Origin of the sequence: Hymenobacter roseosalivarius DSM 11622 (genome assembly GCF_900176135.1) — a bacterium.
Taxonomy (GTDB): domain Bacteria; phylum Bacteroidota; class Bacteroidia; order Cytophagales; family Hymenobacteraceae; genus Hymenobacter; species Hymenobacter roseosalivarius.
This window is the reverse complement of sequence record NZ_FWWW01000099.1, coordinates 61,195-82,300: the sequence shown is the minus strand read 5'-3', so window position 1 is coordinate 82,300 and position 21,106 is coordinate 61,195. Positions and strand designations below refer to the sequence as shown.

Here is a 21,106-nt window from a genome sequence, read left to right as displayed (position 1 = left end):
AGGGGGCAACTAACGTCTGCCTCGGACCGATTCATGTCCGTAGCGCAGGAGTGAGCGCAAAAAAGCCCCCCAGCAGCGCACTTCGCTTTTACACCTTGAAGCCAACTCGCTTCGGCCGCAAGCCTTCAAAATAATGAAGGGCCAGCCGGTAGCTATCGAGTTTGAAGCCAGTGATGGTGCCTACGCAGTGTTTGCCCAACAAACTTTTCTGCCGAAACTCTTCGCGGGCCGCCAGGTTGGAAAGGTGTACTTCCACTACGGGCGTATTGATGGCGGCCACGGCATCGGCCAAAGCTACGCTGGTATGGGTGTAGCCGCCGGCGTTGAGCACAATGCCATGAAAAGTGAAGCCCACCTCATGCAGCTTATCAATGAGCTCGCCCTCGTGGCTCGACTGAAAGTACTCCAGCTTGATAGCGGGAAAGGCTTCGTGCAGATCGGGCAGAAAGTCTTCGAAGGAGCGGTTGCCGTAGATGCCCGGTTCGCGTCGACCCAATAAGTTGAGGTTAGGACCGTTGATGATGATGATTTTCATGAAGCAGGAATAAAGCGAAAAGGTAAAGGTCGGGGAACGTTGCTAAAACTAATGTTTTCTAGATCACGCCAAAAAGTACTACTTGCTGCTGCGAATATTGCCCGACCCTAATACTCCCAAAGTTTCCTTGAAAAAAGCCCCCCATTCGGCACGACTCTTGGATTCTTCCTCACACCTCTCGCTTCTAACTTTTATACTATTGAACTGGTCTGTCAGCCTCAAGCAATTTGAAGGCTATCTACAACTCGAAAAATCGTTATCAGGCAATAGTGTGGAGGCGTATGTGCGGGATGTGGGTAAATTGCGGCAGTACCTGGAAATATCGAAGCTACCAGCCAATCCGGAGCAGGTAACGACCCGGATTCTGCGCGATTTTCTGGCCTGGCTGGGCGAATTAGGGCTTGGCGCAACTTCCCAGGCTCGCACGCTTTCCGGCATCAAGGCCTTCTACAGCTTCCTGATTATGGAAGATTTGTTGCTGCTGGACCCAACCGATACGCTGGAAGCGCCCAAGATCGGGCGCAAGCTGCCCGACACGTTGGCCTATGAGGAAATAACACAATTGCTGGATGCCGTGGATGTGAGTACTAATGAAGGCACCCGCAACCGCGCCATTCTGGAAGTGCTGTACTCCTCGGGCCTGCGCGTGACGGAGCTGACGGAGCTGCGCTTGTCCAATCTATATGCGGATCAGGGCTTTGTGCGCGTCACGGGCAAAGGCAATAAGGAACGCCTCGTGCCAATCGGCCGCGACGCGCTGAAGCACCTCAATATCTACCTCACCGGCGTGCGTTGCCACCTCGACATTGAGCGCGGCCACGAGGATATCGTGTTTTTGAATCGGCGGGGGACAAAATTATCGCGGGTGATGATTTTTAACATTATCAAAGCCCTGGCCGACAAAGCCGGTATTCGCAAAACCGTGAGCCCTCACACCTTTCGGCATAGCTTCGCTACCCACCTCATTGAAGGCGGCGCCGACCTGCGTGCCGTGCAGGAAATGCTGGGCCACGAAAGCATCACCACGACCGAAATCTACACCCACCTCGACCGGGATTACCTCAAGCAGGTCATTACCGAATTTCACCCGCGCAGCTAGCCTCAGATTTTTGGGTAATCTTCGCCTCGTTCCCTTGGTTGAAGCTATAATAAGTCTTCAACCAAGGGATGCGCTTGCTATTTGCCGTAGTTTTTTGACCTGTAATGGTTTTGGAACCAGGTTATTTAAGCGCCAGAGCGGTTTGGGGGGCAAATTTTCGGTTAGGACTGCGGGCGGGCAAGTGTATCTTTACGAAGCGTGAGGTGTTGGCTGCCGGGATAAATCGTTCCTGAGAGAACCCGCACTGCCACCTTGTGACTTCTACCTCTAGCCTTTCAGTGCCTACGCATGGCAAAGAATACCTATAAACAGCCCATTACACCGCCGGCCCGCGGCAACGAGCCACGCCCGGCCGCCCGCCCCGCCCCGCGCCCGGCACCCGCGCCTGAGCCCGCTCCGGCTCCACGCGAAAACAGTCGCCGCGCCGAGTCTGGCTCAAAACCAGCTGTAGCCAAGTCCGCTCCCAAAGTGCCGAAGCCTCCACGCCAATGGCCGAAGCTTCCCTCATTGGGGGGGCTTTTTGGCTTTCTGCGCGACCGTCGCTTTCAGCTGTTTCTCGGCTTTTTCTTTCTGCTGGGGTCCATTTACCTCACCATTGCTTTCGTGTCGTTCCTGTTCACGGGCCACGCCGATCAGAGCGTAGTAGGTAGCCTAGCAACCACACCCGCCAAGGAAGCGGGGCAGGAATCTGGCAACTGGCTGGGACTGCTAGGTGCAATGGCCGCGCAGGTGCTCATTTATGAAGGCTTTGGTGTGGCTGCGTTTGCGGTCATCCCTATTGTCTTCTTTTTGGGCTATAAAATCGTGTTTCGACGGGCCGGCGTGGGCGTGTCGCTAAGCTACGTCATAGCCTTATGCCTGTTTTCGATGCTGTGGCTGAGCGCTTTGCTCGGCTACGTCGTGCTGACCCTTCAAACCCCCGACGCCGATCCGAACCTGGCCCATACCCTCGATTTTTTGAGTGGCGGCATCGGCTACGAAGTAGCTTCTTGGCTCGATAGCCTCATTGGCTGGGGCACAGTGCTGCTACTGGCTTTTCTGCTTATTTCCTTCGTGGTCTTCTTCTTCAATGTCACCAGTCTGAGCATGGGAACGGCTGCTGAAAACGAAGCAGATGCCGCCGGCGCCCCCACCGATGGCCTGGATCTGTACGGTCGCACGGGGCTGGGCGTAAATCATGGCGCCGACCCTACTGCCTCGCTCGATACCGAAGATGAACTTGAAGTTGACCCCCAGATGACACTGCGCTCTACAAAGCCAGTCGCTAGGAGGGAGCCCGAAGAGGAAATTGCCCCCCGGTTTACTTCAACGATAGGGGGGGATGAGGAGGAATTTGAAGTGGAAAGTCCGGCACCTACGGGCTCGGTAGCTTCCCCGACTTTCAGCATTACGCCTTCGGCGGGCGCGGCTCTGCCATTGTCGGTAGCACCCAGCGTGGGTACGGCGGGCGCGGCCTTAGCCGCTTCTGCTGCGAGCATGAGCGGGCCTAGCTTCTCCGTTGAAATGCCAGTTGATGCCGAGGTAGCTCCCGTGACAAGCCGTGTGCCCACGCCTCTTTCCCTGGCTGATCTGGCCGACGGTACCACGGTTGCTCCCGCCTCGCCACCTTTAACTTTAGCTCCGGCTATTCCCGCCGAAATGCCTCCCATGGCCATCACCGTGGCCGATGACGACGATTTCTTTGCCGAAGGCACCGAGAATTACGACCCCACGCTAGACCTTTCGCGCTACCAGTACCCCACCCTGGAATTGCTCAATGACTACGGGGCCGCCAAAGCCCAGGTAAGCAAGGAAGAGCTGGAAGACAACAAAGATCGCATCGTGGAGACGCTGGGTCACTATGGCATCAACATCGCCAGCATCAAGGCCACCATTGGGCCTACGGTTACGCTGTATGAGATTGTGCCGGATGCGGGCGTGCGTATCTCCAAGATCAAGAGTCTGGAAGATGATATTGCCCTGAGCCTGGCGGCGTTAGGTATTCGTATTATCGCGCCCATTCCGGGCAAGGGCACCATCGGTATTGAGGTGCCGAACACCAAGAAGGAGATGGTGAGCATCCGCTCGGTGCTGGGCCATGAGAAGTTTCGCACCAGCGAAATGGACCTGCCCATTGCCTTTGGCCGCACCATTACCAACGAAGTATTCGTGGCCGACTTGGCCAAAATGCCTCACTTGCTCATGGCCGGCGCCACGGGGCAGGGCAAGTCGGTGGGGCTGAATGTTATACTGGCCTCGCTGATCTACAAGCGTCATCCTTCGCAGCTGAAGTTTGTGCTGGTTGACCCTAAAAAGGTGGAATTGAGCATTTTCAATAAGATTGAGCGCCACTTCCTGGCCAAGCTGCCCGATACGGAGGAAGCCATTATCACTGACACGAAAAAGGTGGTGAACACGCTTAACTCCCTGTGCATGGAGATGGATCGGCGCTACGACCTATTAAAGGACGCTGGCTGCCGCAACCTGAAGGAGTACAACCGCAAGTTTGTGGAGCGTCGCCTCAGTCCCAAGAAAGGCCACCGCTTTATGCCCTTCATCGTGCTGGTAATTGATGAGCTGGCCGACCTGATGATGACGGCCGGTAAGGAAGTAGAAACACCGATTGCCCGTCTGGCCCAGCTGGCCCGCGCTATCGGTATCCACCTCATCGTGGCCACGCAGCGGCCTTCCGTGAACGTTATTACCGGCATTATCAAGGCCAACTTCCCGTGCCGGATTTCCTTTAAAGTAACCTCCAAGATTGACTCCCGCACCATTCTGGACACAGGAGGGGCAGATCAGCTGGTGGGCCAAGGTGATATGCTGTTTTCGGCGGGCTCCGACCTGATCCGGGTGCAGTGCGCCTTTATTGATACGCCCGAAGTAGACCGCCTCTGTGACTTTGTGGGCGAGCAGCAGGGATATCCCGAAGCGTATGCGCTGCCCGAAGTAGCTGGTGCCGAGGGTGATACTGGTGGTAACAGCGAAGACTTTGACCCCGCCTCCCGCGATAGCATGTTTGAGGAAGCTGCCCGCGTGATCGTAACGCACCAGCAAGGCAGCACATCGTTGCTCCAGCGCCGCCTCAAACTAGGTTATAACCGCGCCGGGCGCCTGATTGACCAACTCGAACACGCTGGTGTCGTAGGACCTTTTGAGGGCAGCAAAGCCCGTGAGGTATTAATTCCAGATGAGTATAGTTTGGAGCAATTATTGAATAACCTGAACAAAACCTAGAAATAGGTGCTTAAGGCTGGAAACCAAGCCATAAAAACAGAAGGACTTTTATGTCTGTTTTTATGGCCACAAGTAAAGTTTCTAGTTCTAAGCCTTCACTTTGCAACAGCAATTTCTCTCCCCTCAAATGAAAAAATTCCTCGCTCTGCTTACGTTATCGGTTGCGCTGGTTGCCGCCGCTCCTGCGCAGCAGGACCCCAAAGCCGGCAAGATTCTCGACCAGATGAGTGCCAAGTATCAGGCAATGAAGGCGTTCAAAGCTACGTTCACTCAAACCCTCGAAAACGACGCGGCTAAGGTGAAAGAGAATATGACGGGCGACATTACGGTGAGCGGCCAGAAGTTTCGGCTGAAAGTGAGTGGTCAGGAGATCATCAACAACGGCCAGACCATGTGGACCTACATGAAGGACGAGAACGAGGTGAATATCTCCGACTATGAGCCGGAAGAAGGCGAGATTTCGCCCGCTCAGATTTATACCTTGTATAAAAAGGGCTACAAGTACTCCTATGTGCAGGAAGCCAAAGAGGCTGGTGAGGCCGTCGATATTATTGAATTAGCCCCCGAAGATCGGAACAACCCAGTGTTCAAAGTGCGCCTATCGGTCAGCAAAGCAGATAAATCGTTGAAAAGCTGGAAGATGTTCAAAAAAAACGGCAGCCGGACGACCATCACCATCCGCAAGTTCCAGCCCAATCCGCCGGTAGATGCTACTACCTTCAACTTTGATAAGGCGAAGTATAAGGGTGTAAAGGTGATTGACCTGCGTTAACTCGCCGCGAATTAATTTCGGCCCGCTTCCACTTCTGGTGGGTGCGGGCCGTTTTTGTAGTCAAGATTCTTCATTCATAGGTTTAGCCAGTTTGAGAGAGGCTCCTTCGTGTCCTAGCTTAGCCGCCCGCTTATACCAAAAGATGGCATCTGGAAACAGCTGTGTTTGTCCTACTCCCAATTCCGCCATCCAACCTAGATTGTAGGTTGCATTGGCATGACCTAGCTCACTGGCTTACTCGAAATATTCGCGGGCGCGCACAAAGGCAGGAGGTGAAATGAGTTTCATATAGCAGTAGCCAAGGCTAGTTAAAGCTTTCGTTTCGCCAGCCTCCAGAGCCGACTCAAACCATCGTAAAGCTAGGCGGACATTTTGCTTGGCTCCTAAGCCTTTTTGATAGCAAAAAGCAAGATCATTCATAGCCGTTGCGTGCCCTAACTTAGCAGCTTTTAAAAAACATTGCTTCGCTTTTATTAAGTTCTGAATAGTGCCTTCCCTTTTTGAAACATATCACCGACAGCATGCATGGCTTCTTTAGCACTTAGCCTTGCCGCAGTCGCAAAAAAAGTGAAGGCTTTAGCCCGATTAATTTTAACCGATAGGCCATTATCATAGGCAACAGCTAGATTACAGTTGGCTTTACGGTTGCCACCAGCTGCAAGATGAAATAGCTTTAAAGCTCGTTGATGATTCTGCGGAACTTCCCAACCATCCCAATAAAGTGTTGCCAACCAATAAGCTGCTGTTGCATCTTTCTTTTCAACACGTACGACAAGCAAAAGAGCTGTTTGTGCAATGAAACGATTGGAAGCATAACGTCCGAAATTGGCACGGTTAATAATCTGTATTAGTCGCTTCATTAATTTATCTGTTCGTCACCTGATGGTTTTTGGGCGAATCACTCAAACGAGGAAAGTAACTAGTGTATAGAGATTCTCGCAAATTATGAAGGAAGAATTACTCCATTACGTCTGGCAGCACCAGTATTTTGATAAAGCCAATTTGACAACGGATCAGGGCGAAAAGCTGACTGTTTTGCGGCCGGGCCAACACAACACCGATGCCGGCCCTGACTTTCTGAATGCCCGCTTGCAAATTGGCGAAGTAGAGTGGAATGGGGCCGTGGAAATCCATTTGCGTGCCTCCGACTGGCAGCGCCATCAGCACCAAACGGATCCCAAATACGACCAAGTCGTGCTGCATGTGGTGTACGCCGCTGACCAATCTGTGCAGCGCACCAACGGCTCCACCATTCCTTCCCTGACCCTAGCGCCGCGCCTCACGCCCGCCTTGCTGACTACCTATGCCGCGCTGGGGGGCAATTTGGACACAGTATCAGTGCCGTGTGCGCCGTTTTTGCCACTGGTACCGAGCATTACACGCACCATGATGCTGGGGCGGGCATTACTGGAAAGAGTAGAGCAAAAAGCTGATTTGATAGAAATTCATAACGAACACTTGGGCGGCGATTGGGAGGCCACGGCTTATCATGCGCTGGCCGGCGCGTTTGGGTTTAAGAAAAACAGTGAGCCCTTAGCCCGTTTGGCCAAAGCCCTGCCGTTGACTATTCTACGGCGCCACCGCCACGATTTGCTTCAGACGGAAGCGTTGCTTTTCGGCCAGGCCGAACTCTTGCCTACCGTCTCAGATTTGCCCCCCAATGATGCTTACCTGGCCGATCTGTGCCGGGAGTACGAGTTTCTGCGCCATAAATATGAGTTGGCCGCGCTGGCCTTACCTGCCCATGCCTGGAACTTCCTGCGCCTGCGTCCCGCCAACTTTCCAACCGTGCGTATCGCTCAGCTTGCTGCTTTGCTTCATGCCCGTCCGGCTCTGTTTGATGCGCTGCTCACGGCGGTCAGCGTGGGGGCTTTGGAGCAGTTTTTTCGGGTATCGGTATCGGCCTATTGGCAGGCCCACTACCGGCCGGGCAGCCCTGGCAAAGTAGCCGCGCTGGGTCGCAGTAGCATTCATCTGCTGATAATCAACGTAGTGGTGCCTTTGCGGGTAGCCTATGCCCGCCATGTGGGCCAGCCTGAGTTGGTGGAGCAAGCCGTGGCGTTGCTGGAGCAACTGCCCGCTGAGCGTAACCATCTCACGGCTCCCTACGAAGCACTTCACTTCGAGCACCGCACCGCCGCCGATTCGCAGGGGCTGCTGGCTATGCACCACGGGTATTGCCAGCCTCGCCGCTGTTTGCAGTGTGCCGTAGGTAGCCGGATTCTGCGGCATAATTTGCCCCCCAGGTGAGGGTTTTAGTTGCCATTGGGCTGAATTCGGCGTTACTGGTAGCGCTGGTTTGCTGGTTGCGACGGCAGCCGCACGCGTCGGCGCTGCGCTGGGCGCTACTACCTGGTTTAGGCTTCCGGCTCCTGGCGGGCACCATTGCCTACGTGTGGCTTACAAGCGACTCCGCTTTTTTCCAGTATTGGGGCGAGCAGCTGACGACGCAATTATGGGCGAATCCTACCGCTTGGTTACGTACGCTGCTGGGCGAAGAATTTCATAAGGAGCGGCATCATCTGGTCTACCATGGCTTCTCAAACACCTTTTTTCTGATTAAGCTGCTCTCTGTGCTCAATCTGGGGTCGTTGGGCAACGCGTGGCTTAACGGTATCTACCTGAGTGTCTTTAGTTTTGTAGGCAGCTGGCAGCTGATTCGTGCCGTGGAAGAGGCTTTTCCGCGCGTGCCAGTCGGGGCTGCGGTAGTAGCCTGGCTGGCCTGGCCGTCCGTGGTTTATTGGTCGTCGGGCATTACCAAGGAAAGCTTGCTGGTAGGAAGCGGGGCGTGGCTTACCGCCTTGATTTTGGGCTGGTTGTACGGTGGGCGGCCCGTGCGGGCTTTAGCTGTGGTCGGAGCTTTGTTGCTGGCTGTGTTGCACTTCAAAATGCGCTTTTTCTTCGCCGGTCTGTTGTTGGGCGGCTTGATAAGCCTGCTTGTGGTGCGTCTGGTGCAGCGCTTCTTCGCTGGTGCCGCCCAACACCGGCTAATCCAGCTATTGATTATACAGCTAGTGCTGGTAGGTGGTACTCGCCTGGCTGCGGAAGTACTTCCGGTTCTGCGAATAAACAAATTCACCAATCAGCTCAGCAACAACTATTATCAGCTGCTGCGGGCCTCACAGTCTCGGCCGCATATTGAGTATGCTGACTTAAAGCCTACCTTGGAGAGCATGCTCAGCTATGTGCCCAAGGCCATAGTAAGTACCATTACCCGCCCTTGGCTCGGGGAGGATAAGCAACTGCTCTATATCGTTGCCGGCCTGGAGAATCTGGCTTTAGTGGCGTTAACAGGAGTAGCCTTCATCGCCCTAGTGCGGCAACGACCGGGCTATCTGCCGTTCGCACTTGTGGTTGTTTTGGTGCTGTACTGCCTGGCTTTAGCCGCGCTGCTCGGATTAAGTACCCCGAACTTAGGCACACTAAACCGTTACCGGGCAGTTTTGCTGCCGTATCTGGTCTTTCTGCTGCTGCAAAATGAGTACGTAGCCCGTTGGCTTCCCCGACTCAGCAACAAGTAGCGCCATATTTTCAGCCCGCAAGCGTAGCCTCGTACTAGGTCGTAAGTCATTGACTATTGTCCACTACTTGACCCCACCCACGGTAGAGTGTATCTTTGCAGTTTAGAAAAAATCGCCCCTAGGGGGCATTTTCGCTTCGCATGGAAAATCCTGTAATCATTTTGGGCGCACAAAGTTTGGGTGCTACCGCACTTGATGCCTTCCAAAGCAACGATGTAGTCGTGTACTGCCTGCTCGACGACGACGCTAAGCTCCAGAATACCGAGTTGAACAACGTACCCGTGATGGGCAACACCGACGACCGGGAACTGCTTAAGCTGCTGGGCAAAAAGTGTGAAGTATTCGTGGCCACCGAGGACACAGCCAGCCGCCGCAGCCTCACCAACATGCTCCGCGATGAGTATGAAGTAGTGCCCGTGAATGCCATTCACGCCCGCGCCAGCGTGTCGGAGCAGGCGTGGCTGGGCCATGGCAACCTTGTTGGGGCTGGGGCTGTCATATCGAGCAACAGCAAAATGGGCAACAACTGCCTGATTGGGGCCAACGCTGTAATTGACGTGCAGGTAGAGTTGGCCGACTTCGTGCAGGTGGGCGCTGGTGCCATCATCAATGCTGGCGCAGTATTGGCCGAGCAGGCGTTTATCGGACCTGGCGCCATAATCGTAGGCGGCGTTAAAATCGGGGCAAAAGCTCGCATTGGCGCCGGCTCGGTAGTAGTGGCAGATGTAGCGGCCAATCAGACGGTTTTTGGGAACCCCGCCACGAAAGTTTAGGTGCTGGCTTCTGGGTGCCAGGTGAAATGCAGACGTGTATCTTGTCGTGCGAAAAAGCCCCCCGGAGCCCTTCGCTACTAATTTAATATTCACCTCGTAGCACATAACACCATTTTAGAGATGGATTACCGCGTTCTGCTTTACTACTGCTATTCATCAATTGAGAATCCGGAGGCGTTCCGCGAGGAGCATCATCGGCTGTGTTTGCGTTTGAAGCTGTTAGGCCGCATCATTGTGGCGGCTGAAGGCATCAATGGCACGGTGTCGGGGCTGGCGGCTGACTGTGACGAGTATATGCAGATTGTAAAAGCCGATCCGCGCTTTTCAGCCCTGGAGTTTAAGGTAGACGAAGCTCCTGCGCATACCTTTCAAAAGCTGCATGTCCGCGTGAAGCCTGAAATCGTGCACAGCAGCCTCCGCCATGTGCGCCCCCACGAGCGCACCGGCCAGCACCTTTCGCCCCAGCAGTTCAAGGAACTTAAAGACCGCGACGATGTGGTGGTCGTAGATGTGCGCTCCGACTACGAATACAACGTGGGTCGCTTCAAGAACGCCCTTACCCTGGATATGGAGAACTTTCGCGACTTTCCCGAGCGCGTGGAGCGACTAATGGAGTTTAAGGACAAAAAGATTCTGACGTACTGCACCGGCGGCGTGAAGTGCGAAAAAGCCAGTGCTTACCTGCTGGAGCAAGGTTTTGAAAACGTATACCAACTCCACGGGGGCATTATTAAGTACGGCATCGAGGAGGGCGGCGAAGATTTCGACGGCAAGTGCTACGTCTTCGACAATCGCGTGGCCGTGGAAGTGAACACCGTCAATCCTACTGTTATCTCCTGTTGCCACCACTGTCACGCGCCCTCCGACAGGGTTGTAAACTGCGCCAACCCACACTGCAACGCTCATTTAGCACTCTGCGAGAACTGTGGCCAGGAGCTCGAAGGTGCGTGTTCAACTACGTGCCAGGCCCACCCCGATAAGCGTGCGTATGATGGAACTGGCACGTATCCGAAGCTGAGCAATAACTATCGCCCCGAGCAAGGCTTGGTCTCCTACCGCGCACCCGCTTATTAGCATGTAGCGACGCATAATTGCGTTTCGTCGTTGTTTAGTTGGTGCGATTCCAGTTGTTCAACGAGTAGACGCGAATACGCTTCTCTACAAAGAGCGAATCAACAAGACAAAAGGCAGCGCCATATGGTGCTGCCTTTTGTCTTGTTGATTCGCTCTTTACATTAATTTCTTCTCTCGGAAAGCAACCAGTTTTATGGGAAAATGCCCAAAGCCTGATAGCTAACGCCTACTTTCTCGATAGCACTGTAGAAGGCCGCCGTGCGCAGGTCTTGGATGCCCTTCACTTGGTGCATCACCTCTCGGATTTCGTGATACGCTACGATCATCGTGTCTTCCAGGCCAGAACGTACGAGGCTGGTTTCATCGGCACCTTGAATAATAAGCTCCCGTTCCTGGGCGCTGATGCTCTTGCCAGTGGTTTGCTCAATGGTAGTTACTAGGCGGCGGAGCGAGGCTTCTTCCGCTCGCTTACCCATGCGGCCAAAGCGCACATTCGAGAGATTCTTGAGCCATTCGAAGTAGGAGACCGTAACGCCCCCCGCGTTCAAATAAAGGTCGGGCAGGATAACAATGCCACGCTCCAGCAGAATCTTTTCGGCGTCTTTGGTAGTGGGGCCGTTGGCACCCTCCGCGATTATTTTAGCTTTAATATTAGCGGCATTACCGGCATGAATCTGGTTTTCCAGTGCGGCGGGCAGCAGCACATCGCACTCATATTCCAGCAGCTGGCTGCCTTGCTCCACATTTTGCGCGCCCGGATAATTCAGGAGGGAGCCGCTGTCGGTGCGGTGCTTGAACACGGCTGCTACATCGAGACCATTGGCGTTAAAAATGCCCCCCTCGCGCTCCGCTATGCCCGTGATGACAGCACCTTCTAGTTCACAGAAGTGAGCCGCGTGGTAGCCTACATTGCCCAAACCTTGCACAATAATTCGTTTGCCGGCCATGCCGCTGGTCATCCCCAGTTTTTTCAGCATTTCCTCATCGGCCAGCAGCTCGCGCAAGCCGAAGAACACGCCTAGGCCCGTGGCTTCGGTGCGACCCCGGATGCCGCCTTGGCCCACGGGCTTACCCGTGACGCAGCCCAGCGCGTTGGTGTCGCCGAACTTGAAGGCCAGATACGTGTCTGCAATCCAGGCCATTTCGCGGCTGCCGGTGCCATAGTCGGGGGCAGGTACGTCCATACCGGGGCCGATGAGGTTCTTCTTAATTAGCTCGCTGGCGTAGCGGCGCGTTACCTTTTCCAGCGTCTCCACGGAGCTGGTGCGAGGATTGATTTTAACGCCGCCTTTTGCCCCACCGAAGGGAACATCAACAAGCGCACATTTGAAGGTCATGAGCGTAGCCAAGGCCATTACTTCTTCCTCATCCACATGCACACTGTAGCGAATTCCTCCCTTGCTGGGCAGCTTGTGGTGGCTGTGCTGCACCCGGATACCCTCGAAAACCTGCACATGCCCATCGACTTCCACCGGGAAATTTACCTTGTAAATGCTATTGCAAGCCTTAATCTGGGCAAGAATGCCAGGGTCAAGTTTGGAGAACTGCGCGGCCTGATCGTAGAACTGCAGGACACTATCATAAAAGTCTTTTCCCTGAATCTGGGTGGTGCTCATGGGACGAGGCGTTGGTGGATGTATCTTACTGCCAACGAGTGAAGCCCGGAATCAGTTGTATCCCGATGGGTAACACAGGAGCCCGCAAACTATGCCTGGGCCGTTGCGTAACAGGTTATGAGTAATTTGCCGCCTTCGCCACACCATCTAATTTGCCCCCCAATGCCCATTCCCGACTCCGAGTTCATCCTGAACCGCGATGGCAGCGTGTATCATCTCAATCTGCTGCCCGATCATATTTCCGAGACCATCCTTACTGTCGGCGACCCGGATCGAGTGGCCCTGGTCAGCCAGCACTTCGACTCGATTGAAACCCAGATAAATAAGCGCGAGTTCGTGACCCATGTGGGCTACTACAAGGGCAAGCGCATTGCGGTGGTTTCCACCGGAATTGGCACCGATAACATTGATATCGTGCTTAACGAGCTGGATGCGCTGGTTAATATCGACTTCGTAACCCGCGAGCCCCGACCCGTAGAGGAGCGCATCACGCTGCGCATTATTCGGGTGGGGACCAGCGGCGCTTTGCAGCCTGATATTCCTTTGGGCGCGCACCTCGTTACGGAGCACGCCGTAGGCCTCGATGCCCTGATGCAGTTTTACCCCTTGGTAGAAACCGGCCTGGAAGTAGAAGTAGGCGCTGGTATACAGAAGGCATTGCAGCTGGATTACCGCCCATACTGCGTGCGCGGCCACGATCTTATTCGGGAGCAGATTGGGGCCGGAATGCTGACGGGCAACACGCTCACCTGCCCCGGCTTCTACGGCCCGCAGGGCCGCGTACTCCGCCTCGATTTACGTCAGCCCGACCTAATTAAGCAGTTCCAAAATTTCCGCTACGAAAGTGCGGAGGGCGAATTTAGACTTACCAACTTTGAGATGGAAACCGCCGGCTACTACGGTCTGGGCCGCATGTTAGGCCACGAAGTCGTGTCGCTCAACGCTATTGTGGCCAACCGTGCCACGGGCGAATTTGCCACCAACGCCGAGCAAACGGTGAACGACTTGATTGCCAAAACGCTGGACCGGGTGTAAATCTGTTTACCCTTCAGTAAGAAAAAGCCCCCCAATACGCATTGGGGGGCTTTTTATGGCTTATTGAAAATCGAAGCGAACGATAGCATGCAGCGGGAGCGTGACGCCGGCCTTCAGCGTCAGGTATTCCTCATGAACTGCCCAAATGGTGGTTTGTACTCGTTTAGTGGTGCCGTCATGGGTTTGAAAATAGATGGTCACTTTACCTTGGTAGGAGTTGCCAAGCTTCGAGGCGCGTTCAGCATCGTGGCGGCGCTGAAGTTGATCGGTGGTGTCGGTGAGCACATCATCGTGTGGGAATGACAGGCCAGAAATAGCCTCTTTCTCAATTGTTTCGACGCTGGGAAAGTCAGAGTTCATAAAGCAGAAGGGTTGGTTGTGGGAGGGTAGGCGTTGGTAATAGGGTTTAGTATGGGTAGTAGAGTGCGGGAATAGGCTCGAAAAGCCCCCCAGGAGTGACCAAAGTGCTTTTGTATTACGGTAGAGACGTCAAAAAAGCCATCGTATCCACGCCATCGGCGTAGTCGCTCACGCCGGGGCACTGGGCTTGGCCGAAGGCGAAGCTGCCCGGAATTTGCCCCCCAGCAGATACTATACATTGCGTTTGTTCGGCTACCTGGGCGAGCTGCTGCCGGAGGTCGGCCTCGCCGGTGTAGGTACCGTAATGCACCACCGAAATCGGCGACACGAGCTGGGCGCTTTCCGTGAGCAGCACAAAGCCGTTGTCGAAGTGCGGCACGCGGTTTACCAGCAGAATACTCTTGTTGTAGTCGTAGTTATTCTGGTAGCGGTTCTGCTCCAGCACGCGCTCCCAGGTCTGCAGATTGTCCAGCAGCGTATCAAAGCGGTAGTCCTGGGGCACCAGCAGCTTCGAGACGTTGCGGCAGCCCAGACCGTAGTACTGGAAGATGTCGGCACCTAGCGCGGCCAGCTCGGCGGGCGTTTCCTGGCCCGTCAGAATAGCCAGGCTGGTGCGGTTGCGGCGGATGAGGTTGGGCTTGTTGCGAAAATAATATTCGAAGTAGCGGCCCGTATTATCGGAGCCGGTGGCAATGAACGCATCGGCAGCATTCAGGCGCTCCACGAAGGTGATGCGCTCAGCTATGCGCGGCTCCAGGCGCGTGAGCTCATCAACAATCCAGTGCATCAGAAACTTGTCGTCGGAACTGGGCTTGGCAAGCAGGTAATGGCCGCTGAGCACCACACACAGCAAATCATGGAAGCCTACCAGCGGAATATTACCCGCCATTACCACGCCCACAGCACGCGGTGTAGGGGGCTCGGCGGGGTAGCAACCTGCCCAAGCTCGTAAACTGTCTTCTTCCAGCAAGCGCGCAATCCCGTCAAGGGCCGACGCTACATTAGGGGCATCAAACCACGAATTATTATTGCGGGCGCGGCTGAAGAGGTCTGCTTTTTCGTCTTCGGTGAGGTGGTGTAGTCGTTGTCCTAATGCAATAAAAGCAGCCAGGCGTTCGGAATGATTCATTGTTGGGGGATGAGTGGGGCATGGTACTACGAATTCCGCGGAGCGGTTCGTATTACCACTATCGTTGCTGACGCCTGCACGCGCGCAAGGTCGTTCCACGATAGTGGTACTACGACGAAAAAAGTCGTAGTACGACGACAGGCTTAGCGGGTAGGACAAATTTCCTGTATTCTGCCCGCAAAGCTGAACATTCAAAATTAAAACAAGGTTAGTTTCTACTTTTGCGTACCCGCGCTAACTTTCGGGGGGCATATTTGCGTAAGCACTTGTGTTTAGTTTCTAGTACCCAACCCCAGACGACTTCGGCTATGGCCATAATGATAACAGACGAGTGCATCAACTGTGGTGCCTGCGAACCTGAATGCCCCAATAACGCCATTTACGAGGGCGGTGCCCAATGGCGCTGGGCCGATGGTACCTCTTTGAAGCAAGTAGAAGTAGACGGCGGTACCGTAGTGGTAGCCACCGCGCCCCAAACGCCGGTTTCGGACGAGTATTACTACATAGTCTCCGATAAATGCACCGAGTGCGTAGGCTTTCACGAGGAGCCCCAGTGCGCCGCCGTGTGCCCCGTCGATTGCTGCGTAGACGACCCCGACCTGCGCGAAACCCAGGACGAGCTACTCAAAAAGAAAGAGTGGCTCCACCTTGTCTGAACCACGGACTTAACCGAATTTGTCGGATGGCACTGATTTGATTGTTAAGTGAGCTTCCTTTTTCGCTTTGTACTTCCCGTATTACTGAAAAAAAAGCCCCCGCAATAGTTTCGGGGGGCTTTTTTGGTAATTGTAGATTTTCCCAAAATCAGGGTTTAAGCTCCGCAGTTAAAATACTTGTCGTAGGCTGACTCAGGAATCAGATTCAGCTGGCTGAGCACCTTGATGGGCCAGCGCAGTCGCCGAATAAGCGAGTAGCTGTTGGGGTAGTCGCGGAAGGTTTTGGGTGGGGCGGCTACAATCTGATCAAACTCGGCGCGAGTTAGGCCCAGACGCTTGATGCACAGGTCAATCACGCGCGGGTCTTCAATAGAATTGATGCTGGCCGTCCGCGTGAGGGCTTCTTCGCGGCTCATCTGACCCGAGCGCACCAGGGCTGAGTAATTAAACAGACGCCGGTCGATGTTGAACTTGGTGCGGTTGAGGTAGTAGATCACGCTTTGGTACAAGTCGTCGAAGTAATGCGCGCCGGGGTTCACCCAATCCAGCTCCCGGCTGATGAGCGCATCCACGTCGGCCCGCACGTAATCGACGTGGTAGAGCAGCGTCACGGTCTTGATGCGGCGCACGAAAGCGTAGTAGAACATCTCCTTCAGATCGAGATTAAAGCCTGGATCATTCGGCGACCAGGGCCGCAGCGGCACCGTACCAAAGCGCTTATGCACGGCCTTTAAATATCTGCCATCCAGATAGTTCCATGATAAAGGGCAAATGCCTTCCGTGCGGAAGCTCTGGCCGATGACAATGCGCTGAATGCCTTCTTTCGCGGCCACGCCGTACAAAGCGGTAGCAATGCCCAAATCGGTGCCCTCTTCCATATCGGGGGTGGAGGCTTTCAGGAAGGCGATTTTGAGGTCTTTGGATTCGCGCCAGTCGGAGGTGATGGTGCGCAGCTCCACGCCCAGCTGGCGGCAGGCCTTCACCATATTTTCACCCGCCACGGGGTTGCCAAAGCCATCGTTAAAGTGCACCGCCAGCGGGCGTAGCTTCAGCTTCGTAACGCAATACCAGAGCGTGAAGGAGCTGTCGCGGCCCCCGCTCACGCCCAGCACGCAGTCGTACTTCTTGCCGCGGCCCACACGCCGGATATCGGCTGCCAGCTCCTGCACGTTTTGCCGGCCGGCTTCGCCCAGCGGAAAGGCCCGGTCGAGCTTGTCGTGGAGGGCACAGAAGCTGCACTCGCCGCGGCCGTCAAAGCGGATGCCGGGTACGGTGGTATCCATGATGCAGCGCGTGCAGCGCTGTGCGGGCGCTTTCGCCAGGGAGGCAGATACAGCGGCAGCGGCTGGCTCTGGTGTCGTTAGCGGTGCGCTGGTAGATGAGGGAAGAGGAGCGGACAAGCGGCAAAGAAAAAGTGGAAGACTATGAAATCGGAGGCTTTGCTTGGTAAGGTTTATAACGTGAATAAAGGAATAGTCGTTAGTTTAAAGCAGCTTATCGAACTGATAGCCTTTGCGTTGGAGCATTTCGCCAATGGCCGTGCCCTGCTCCGAACGAATAGGCCGGGGCAGATCGGCCACCACCAAATCACCCGCAAACTCATTAAAGGTTCCCTGGGCCCGTACCCCGCTGGCATCGACAGCCAGAGAGCAGCCCACGCTTTTCTTGCCCTCATAAGGACCGCCCACGATGTAGCCCACCGACGTAGTGCCTACCACCACCACATTATAGAGGCGCGCCAGAATGGAAAACGGATTAACCCACTTTTCGCGGTACGGATCGTCTTCTTCGGTAAGTGAATAATCGACGGTCCAGGAGGAAGGGGAGATGATGAACTCCGCGCCCATCCGGGCCAGCGTGTGGCCGATGGGCAGGCCATCTAGGTAGTTGTCGGCGCAGATGTTAACCCCAATCTTACCCAAAGGCGTGTCCACCACATTCAGGGTCTGGCCCACGGCATAAAAAGGCAGCTCTACGGCCAGTAAGTTGATCTTGTGGTATTTAACTATAATTTCTCCCTCGGGATTTATAAGAATAGCGGCGTTGTAGTTGCGGCCGTTCAAACGCTCCGTCAGCCCGGCGCACACGTAAATGTTGTGCTCTACAGCTTGCTGACAAAGCAAGTCGCTGAAAGGGCCCGGAATGGGTTGGGCCTCCGTCAGAGCGCTGGGGTGCGTCCAGGCAAAGTCCAGTGTTTCGGGCAGCAGAATTAGCTCGCAGCCTTGCCCGGCGGCTTCGGCTATCATGCGGGCGGCCCGTTCCAGGTTGCGGGCCGGCTCGCCACCTTCCACCAGCAATTGGCCCATGCCCACTCGTACTGAAGTGGTGGTGGGGGGCAAAGTAACTGGTGCGGGTGCAATGGGAGCGGCTTGCGGAGCTTTACGAAAAGAGAATAACGCGGCCATGCCGACGAAAGGACAAATAGTGAAAGGATTGATAAAAATAATTTAAAAAAGCTGACCAAGGCATTAAACCTTAGTATCATTTTGTAGTCGTGGCGCAAAGGTAAGGCCAGGAGTGGCACATGGGCAGAATTAGGAAAGTAAAAGCTGACTCGATTTGACAAGGGCAAAAGAGGTCATTTGCCGGCCTGAATTGCCTACTTTTGCCCTCGTTTAGAACTGAATTAGCCCCCCAGCCGACCCATGTCCATCGCCAAAACCTATACTCCCGCCGACGTAGAAGCCAAATGGTACGAGCGCTGGCAGGAGCAGGGCTTCTTCAAAGCCAAGCCCAATCCGCGCAAGCCCGCCTACTCCGTTGTGATTCCGCCGCCCAACGTGACGGGCGTGCTGCACATGGGCCACATGCTGAATAACACCATCCAGGACGTGCTGGTGCGCCGCGCCCGGATGCAGGGCAAAGAGGCCTGCTGGGTGCCCGGCACCGACCACGCCTCCATCGCCACCGAGGCCAAAGTAGTTGCCCTGCTGAAAGAAAAAGGCATTGATAAGCGCGACCTCACCCGCGAGGAATTTCTGGCTCATGCCTGGGAATGGAAGGAAAAGTACGGTGGCATCATCTTGGAGCAGCTTAAAAAGCTCGGTGCCTCCTGCGACTGGGACCGTACCCGCTTCACGATGGAGCCCGAGCTGACCGACGCCGTGCTGCGCGTATTCGTCGATCTGTACCAGAAAGGCCAGATCTACCGCGGCATCCGCATGGTAAACTGGGACCCGCAGGGCCGCACGGCTATTTCCGATGAGGAAGTCATAGCTAAGGATACCCAGGCAAAAATGTATCACCTGCGCTACCCAGTGGTAGGGCAAGAGGGTCAGTTTCTGACCGTTGCTACCTCACGGCCCGAAACCATCATGGCCGACGTGGCCGTAGCCGTGAATCCGAATGACGAGCGCTACCAGCACCTGCACGGGGCTTCGGTGCGGATTCCGCTGCTGGGCCGTGAGGTTCCAATTATTCTGGACGAGTACGTAGCCATCGACTTCGGCACCGGCGCGCTGAAAGTGACGCCCGCTCACGATTTGAACGACTACGAGCTGGGCGTAAAGCATAAGCTGCCGGTTATTGATATTCTCAACGACGACGGCTCGCTGAACGAGAAAGCCGTGCTCTACGTGGGTCAGGACCGCTTTGCCGCTCGCAAGCAGATAACCAAAGACTTGCAGGCCGCCGGCTTGCTCGACAAAATCGAGGACTACGCCAGCGTGCTTCAGACCTCGGAGCGCACCGGGGCCGTGATTGAGCCGCGCCTGAGTATGCAGTGGTTTTGCCGGATGGATCAGATGGCCGAAAAGGCGCTGGCCGTGGTCGAGAACGACGAAATCCGGCTGCACCCGCCTAAGTTCAAGAACATGTACCGGGTGTGGATGGAGAACGTGCGCGACTGGTGCATCTCGCGGCAGCTGTGGTGGGGGCAGCGTATTCCGGCCTATTATCTGCCCGACGGCTCCTTCGTGGTGGCTCTCACCGATGCGGAAGCCCTGGAGGCAGCCCGCACTCAAAGTGGCAACCCGGATTTGGCCCCCGGCGACCTGCGTCAGGATGAAGACGTGCTCGATACCTGGTTCTCGTCGTGGCTGTGGCCGATTTCGGTGTTCGATGGCTTCAAGGACCCCGACAATCCCGACATCAGCTATTTCTACCCCACCGACGACCTCGTAACAGCCCCCGAAATCCTGTTTTTCTGGGTGGCCCGCATGATTATGGCCGGCCTGGAATATCGCAAGGAGGTGCCGTTCCGCAACGTGTACCTCACCGGCATCGTGCGCGACGACCAGGGCCGCAAGATGAGCAAGCAGCTCGGCAACTCGCCTGACCCGCTGGACCTTATCGCCCAGTACGGGGCCGATGGCGTACGCACGGGTATGCTGTTTTCGTCGCCGGCGGGTAATGACTTGCTCTTCGATATTCGCCTCGTGGAGCAGGGCCGCAACTTCACCAACAAGCTCTGGAACGCCTTCCGCCTTACGCAGGGCTGGGAAGTGGACGCCAGCTTGCCCTTCGCGAATGAGAAGGCGGTAGAATGGTTTGGGGCCAAACTGCAAAGCGCGCAGACGGAGCTGGACGAGCATTTCGCCAAATTCCGAATGTCCGACGCGCTGATGACGGTGTATAAGCTGGTGTGGGATGATTTCTGCTCGTTTTATCTGGAAATGGTGAAGCCGGCTTACCAGGCCCCCATCGACCCCGAAACGCTGCGCCATACCACGGCCTACCTCGAAACCTTACTCAAGCTTTTGCACCCCTTCATGCCCTTCATCACCGAAGAGATATGGCACGAACTGGCTGAGCGGGGGGCAAAAGAATACGTCTGCGTAGCGGCTTGGCCCAAGCCCCAGCCGCTCACTAACGCCACCGATATTCTCAGCCGCATGGAGAAGGCCCTTGAAATCGTGGCCGGCATCCGCAACGTGCGCAATCAGAAAGGCCTCGGCCCTAACAAGCCCCTGACCCTGGCCGCCAAAACCGACGAGGCCGCCCTGCTGCGCGACTACGACGGCATCATCCGCAAGCTGGGAGCGCTCAGCGACGTCAGCCTCACCGATGCCGCCCCGGCCGGGGCCGTGAGCTTCGTGCTGGGCACGGGCGAGTTTTTTATTCCCCTGGAAGGCCACATCGACTTGGCCGCCGAGCGCGAGCGCCTGACCAAGGAAATAGAATATGCCCGCGGCTTTCTGGCATCGGTGAGGCAGAAGCTGGGCAATGAGAAATTCGTGCAGAACGCCAAGCCCGACGTGCTGGAGCGCGAGCGGCAGAAGCAAGCTGACGCCGAAGGCAAGATTACGGCCCTGGAGCAGAGCCTGGCGGCGTTATAAATTGAGAGTATTTACGAAAAAGCTCCCCAGATCATTTCTGGGGG

The 21,106-nt window shown here is 55.4% G+C and carries 18 protein-coding genes; 10 read left to right on the top strand and 8 right to left on the bottom strand.

Translation table 11 applies throughout. The features are described 5' to 3' along the window. Positions 1-88: 88 nt before the first annotated feature. Entirely contained in the window at positions 89-535 is a 447-nt protein-coding gene (gene aroQ, locus B9A24_RS19240; protein WP_084447643.1) for a type II 3-dehydroquinate dehydratase, read from the bottom strand. 199 nt (positions 536-734) lie between these two features. Here aroQ and xerD point away from each other — a divergent pair, with 199 nt between their 5' ends. The 3 genes from xerD (at position 735) to B9A24_RS19225 (ending at position 5,622) form a co-directional block, all read left to right on the top strand. Further along, positions 735-1,634 carry a site-specific tyrosine recombinase XerD gene (gene xerD / locus B9A24_RS19235; protein WP_084447642.1) on the top strand — a complete coding sequence of 300 codons (900 nt, stop codon included), beginning with the start codon at positions 735-737 and terminating at the stop codon, positions 1,632-1,634. A 288-nt stretch (positions 1,635-1,922) separates the two neighbouring features. Further along, on the top strand, positions 1,923-4,850 hold the full coding sequence (locus B9A24_RS19230; RefSeq protein WP_084447641.1) for an FtsK/SpoIIIE family DNA translocase: 2,928 nt from the start codon (positions 1,923-1,925) through the stop codon (positions 4,848-4,850). Between the two features lie 127 nt (positions 4,851-4,977). Beyond that, entirely contained in the window at positions 4,978-5,622 is a 645-nt protein-coding gene (locus B9A24_RS19225) for an outer membrane lipoprotein periplasmic chaperone LolA1 (protein ID WP_084447640.1), read from the top strand. A 234-nt stretch (positions 5,623-5,856) separates the two neighbouring features. Here B9A24_RS19225 and B9A24_RS23300 read toward each other — a convergent pair whose 3' ends face one another. Next, entirely contained in the window at positions 5,857-6,096 is a 240-nt protein-coding gene (locus B9A24_RS23300) for a tetratricopeptide repeat protein (RefSeq protein ID WP_394334650.1), read from the bottom strand. Then, positions 6,096-6,482 (bottom strand): tetratricopeptide repeat protein, encoded by a 387-nt coding sequence (locus tag B9A24_RS19215; protein ID WP_084447638.1) that lies wholly within the window; start codon positions 6,480-6,482, stop codon positions 6,096-6,098. Before B9A24_RS19215 ends, B9A24_RS23300 begins: the two co-directional genes overlap by 1 nt. Before the next feature lie 85 nt (positions 6,483-6,567). On the opposite strand from B9A24_RS19215, the gene B9A24_RS19210 reads away from it, so the two are divergent. The 4 genes from B9A24_RS19210 to trhO all read left to right on the top strand — a co-directional run bounded on the left by B9A24_RS19210 (position 6,568) and on the right by trhO (position 10,990). Continuing rightward, a complete protein-coding gene (locus tag B9A24_RS19210) occupies positions 6,568-7,872 on the top strand; it encodes a DUF2851 family protein (RefSeq protein ID WP_084447637.1) in 1,305 nt (434 codons plus the stop codon). Beyond that, a complete protein-coding gene (locus tag B9A24_RS19205) occupies positions 7,869-9,143 on the top strand; it encodes a hypothetical protein (protein WP_143435067.1) in 1,275 nt (424 codons plus the stop codon). The genes B9A24_RS19210 and B9A24_RS19205 overlap by 4 nt, the downstream gene beginning before the upstream one ends. A 140-nt stretch (positions 9,144-9,283) precedes the next feature. Then, entirely contained in the window at positions 9,284-9,916 is a 633-nt protein-coding gene (locus B9A24_RS19200) for a NeuD/PglB/VioB family sugar acetyltransferase (RefSeq protein WP_084447635.1), read from the top strand. A gap of 120 nt (positions 9,917-10,036) precedes the next feature. Next, on the top strand, positions 10,037-10,990 hold the full coding sequence (trhO, locus tag B9A24_RS19195) for an oxygen-dependent tRNA uridine(34) hydroxylase TrhO (protein ID WP_084447634.1): 954 nt from the start codon (positions 10,037-10,039) through the stop codon (positions 10,988-10,990). 191 nt (positions 10,991-11,181) lie between these two features. On the opposite strand, the gene B9A24_RS19190 is transcribed toward trhO, so the two are convergent. Continuing rightward, the gene (locus B9A24_RS19190) at positions 11,182-12,606 is read right to left on the bottom strand and encodes a Glu/Leu/Phe/Val family dehydrogenase (RefSeq protein WP_084447633.1); all 1,425 of its coding nucleotides are present in this window, start codon (positions 12,604-12,606) and stop codon (positions 11,182-11,184) included. A 162-nt stretch (positions 12,607-12,768) separates the two neighbouring features. Between B9A24_RS19190 and B9A24_RS19185 the strand changes: the two genes are divergently transcribed. After that, entirely contained in the window at positions 12,769-13,641 is an 873-nt protein-coding gene (locus tag B9A24_RS19185) for a nucleoside phosphorylase (RefSeq protein ID WP_084447632.1), read from the top strand. 60 nt (positions 13,642-13,701) lie between these two features. Here the strand turns inward: B9A24_RS19185 and B9A24_RS19180 are convergent, their stop codons facing one another. Beyond that, the gene (locus tag B9A24_RS19180; protein WP_084447631.1) at positions 13,702-14,001 is read right to left on the bottom strand and encodes a hypothetical protein; all 300 of its coding nucleotides are present in this window, start codon (positions 13,999-14,001) and stop codon (positions 13,702-13,704) included. Between the two features lie 115 nt (positions 14,002-14,116). Then, positions 14,117-15,130 (bottom strand): acyl-CoA reductase, encoded by a 1,014-nt coding sequence (locus B9A24_RS19175; RefSeq protein ID WP_084447630.1) that lies wholly within the window; start codon positions 15,128-15,130, stop codon positions 14,117-14,119. A gap of 308 nt (positions 15,131-15,438) precedes the next feature. On the opposite strand from B9A24_RS19175, the gene B9A24_RS19170 reads away from it, so the two are divergent. Then, entirely contained in the window at positions 15,439-15,786 is a 348-nt protein-coding gene (locus tag B9A24_RS19170; protein WP_084447629.1) for a 4Fe-4S dicluster domain-containing protein, read from the top strand. A 155-nt stretch (positions 15,787-15,941) separates the two neighbouring features. Here B9A24_RS19170 and B9A24_RS19165 read toward each other — a convergent pair whose 3' ends face one another. Both B9A24_RS19165 and B9A24_RS19160 read right to left on the bottom strand, forming a co-directional pair. Further along, positions 15,942-17,186 carry an adenine nucleotide alpha hydrolase family protein gene (locus B9A24_RS19165; RefSeq protein ID WP_143435065.1) on the bottom strand — a complete coding sequence of 415 codons (1,245 nt, stop codon included), beginning with the start codon at positions 17,184-17,186 and terminating at the stop codon, positions 15,942-15,944. Between the two features lie 84 nt (positions 17,187-17,270). Then, the gene (locus tag B9A24_RS19160; RefSeq protein WP_084447627.1) at positions 17,271-18,191 is read right to left on the bottom strand and encodes a carbon-nitrogen hydrolase family protein; all 921 of its coding nucleotides are present in this window, start codon (positions 18,189-18,191) and stop codon (positions 17,271-17,273) included. 240 nt (positions 18,192-18,431) lie between these two features. Between B9A24_RS19160 and B9A24_RS19155 the strand changes: the two genes are divergently transcribed. Continuing rightward, positions 18,432-21,062: a valine--tRNA ligase gene (locus B9A24_RS19155; protein WP_084447626.1), complete on the top strand. Its 2,631-nt coding sequence runs from the start codon at positions 18,432-18,434 to the stop codon at positions 21,060-21,062. Positions 21,063-21,106: the final 44 nt, after the last annotated feature.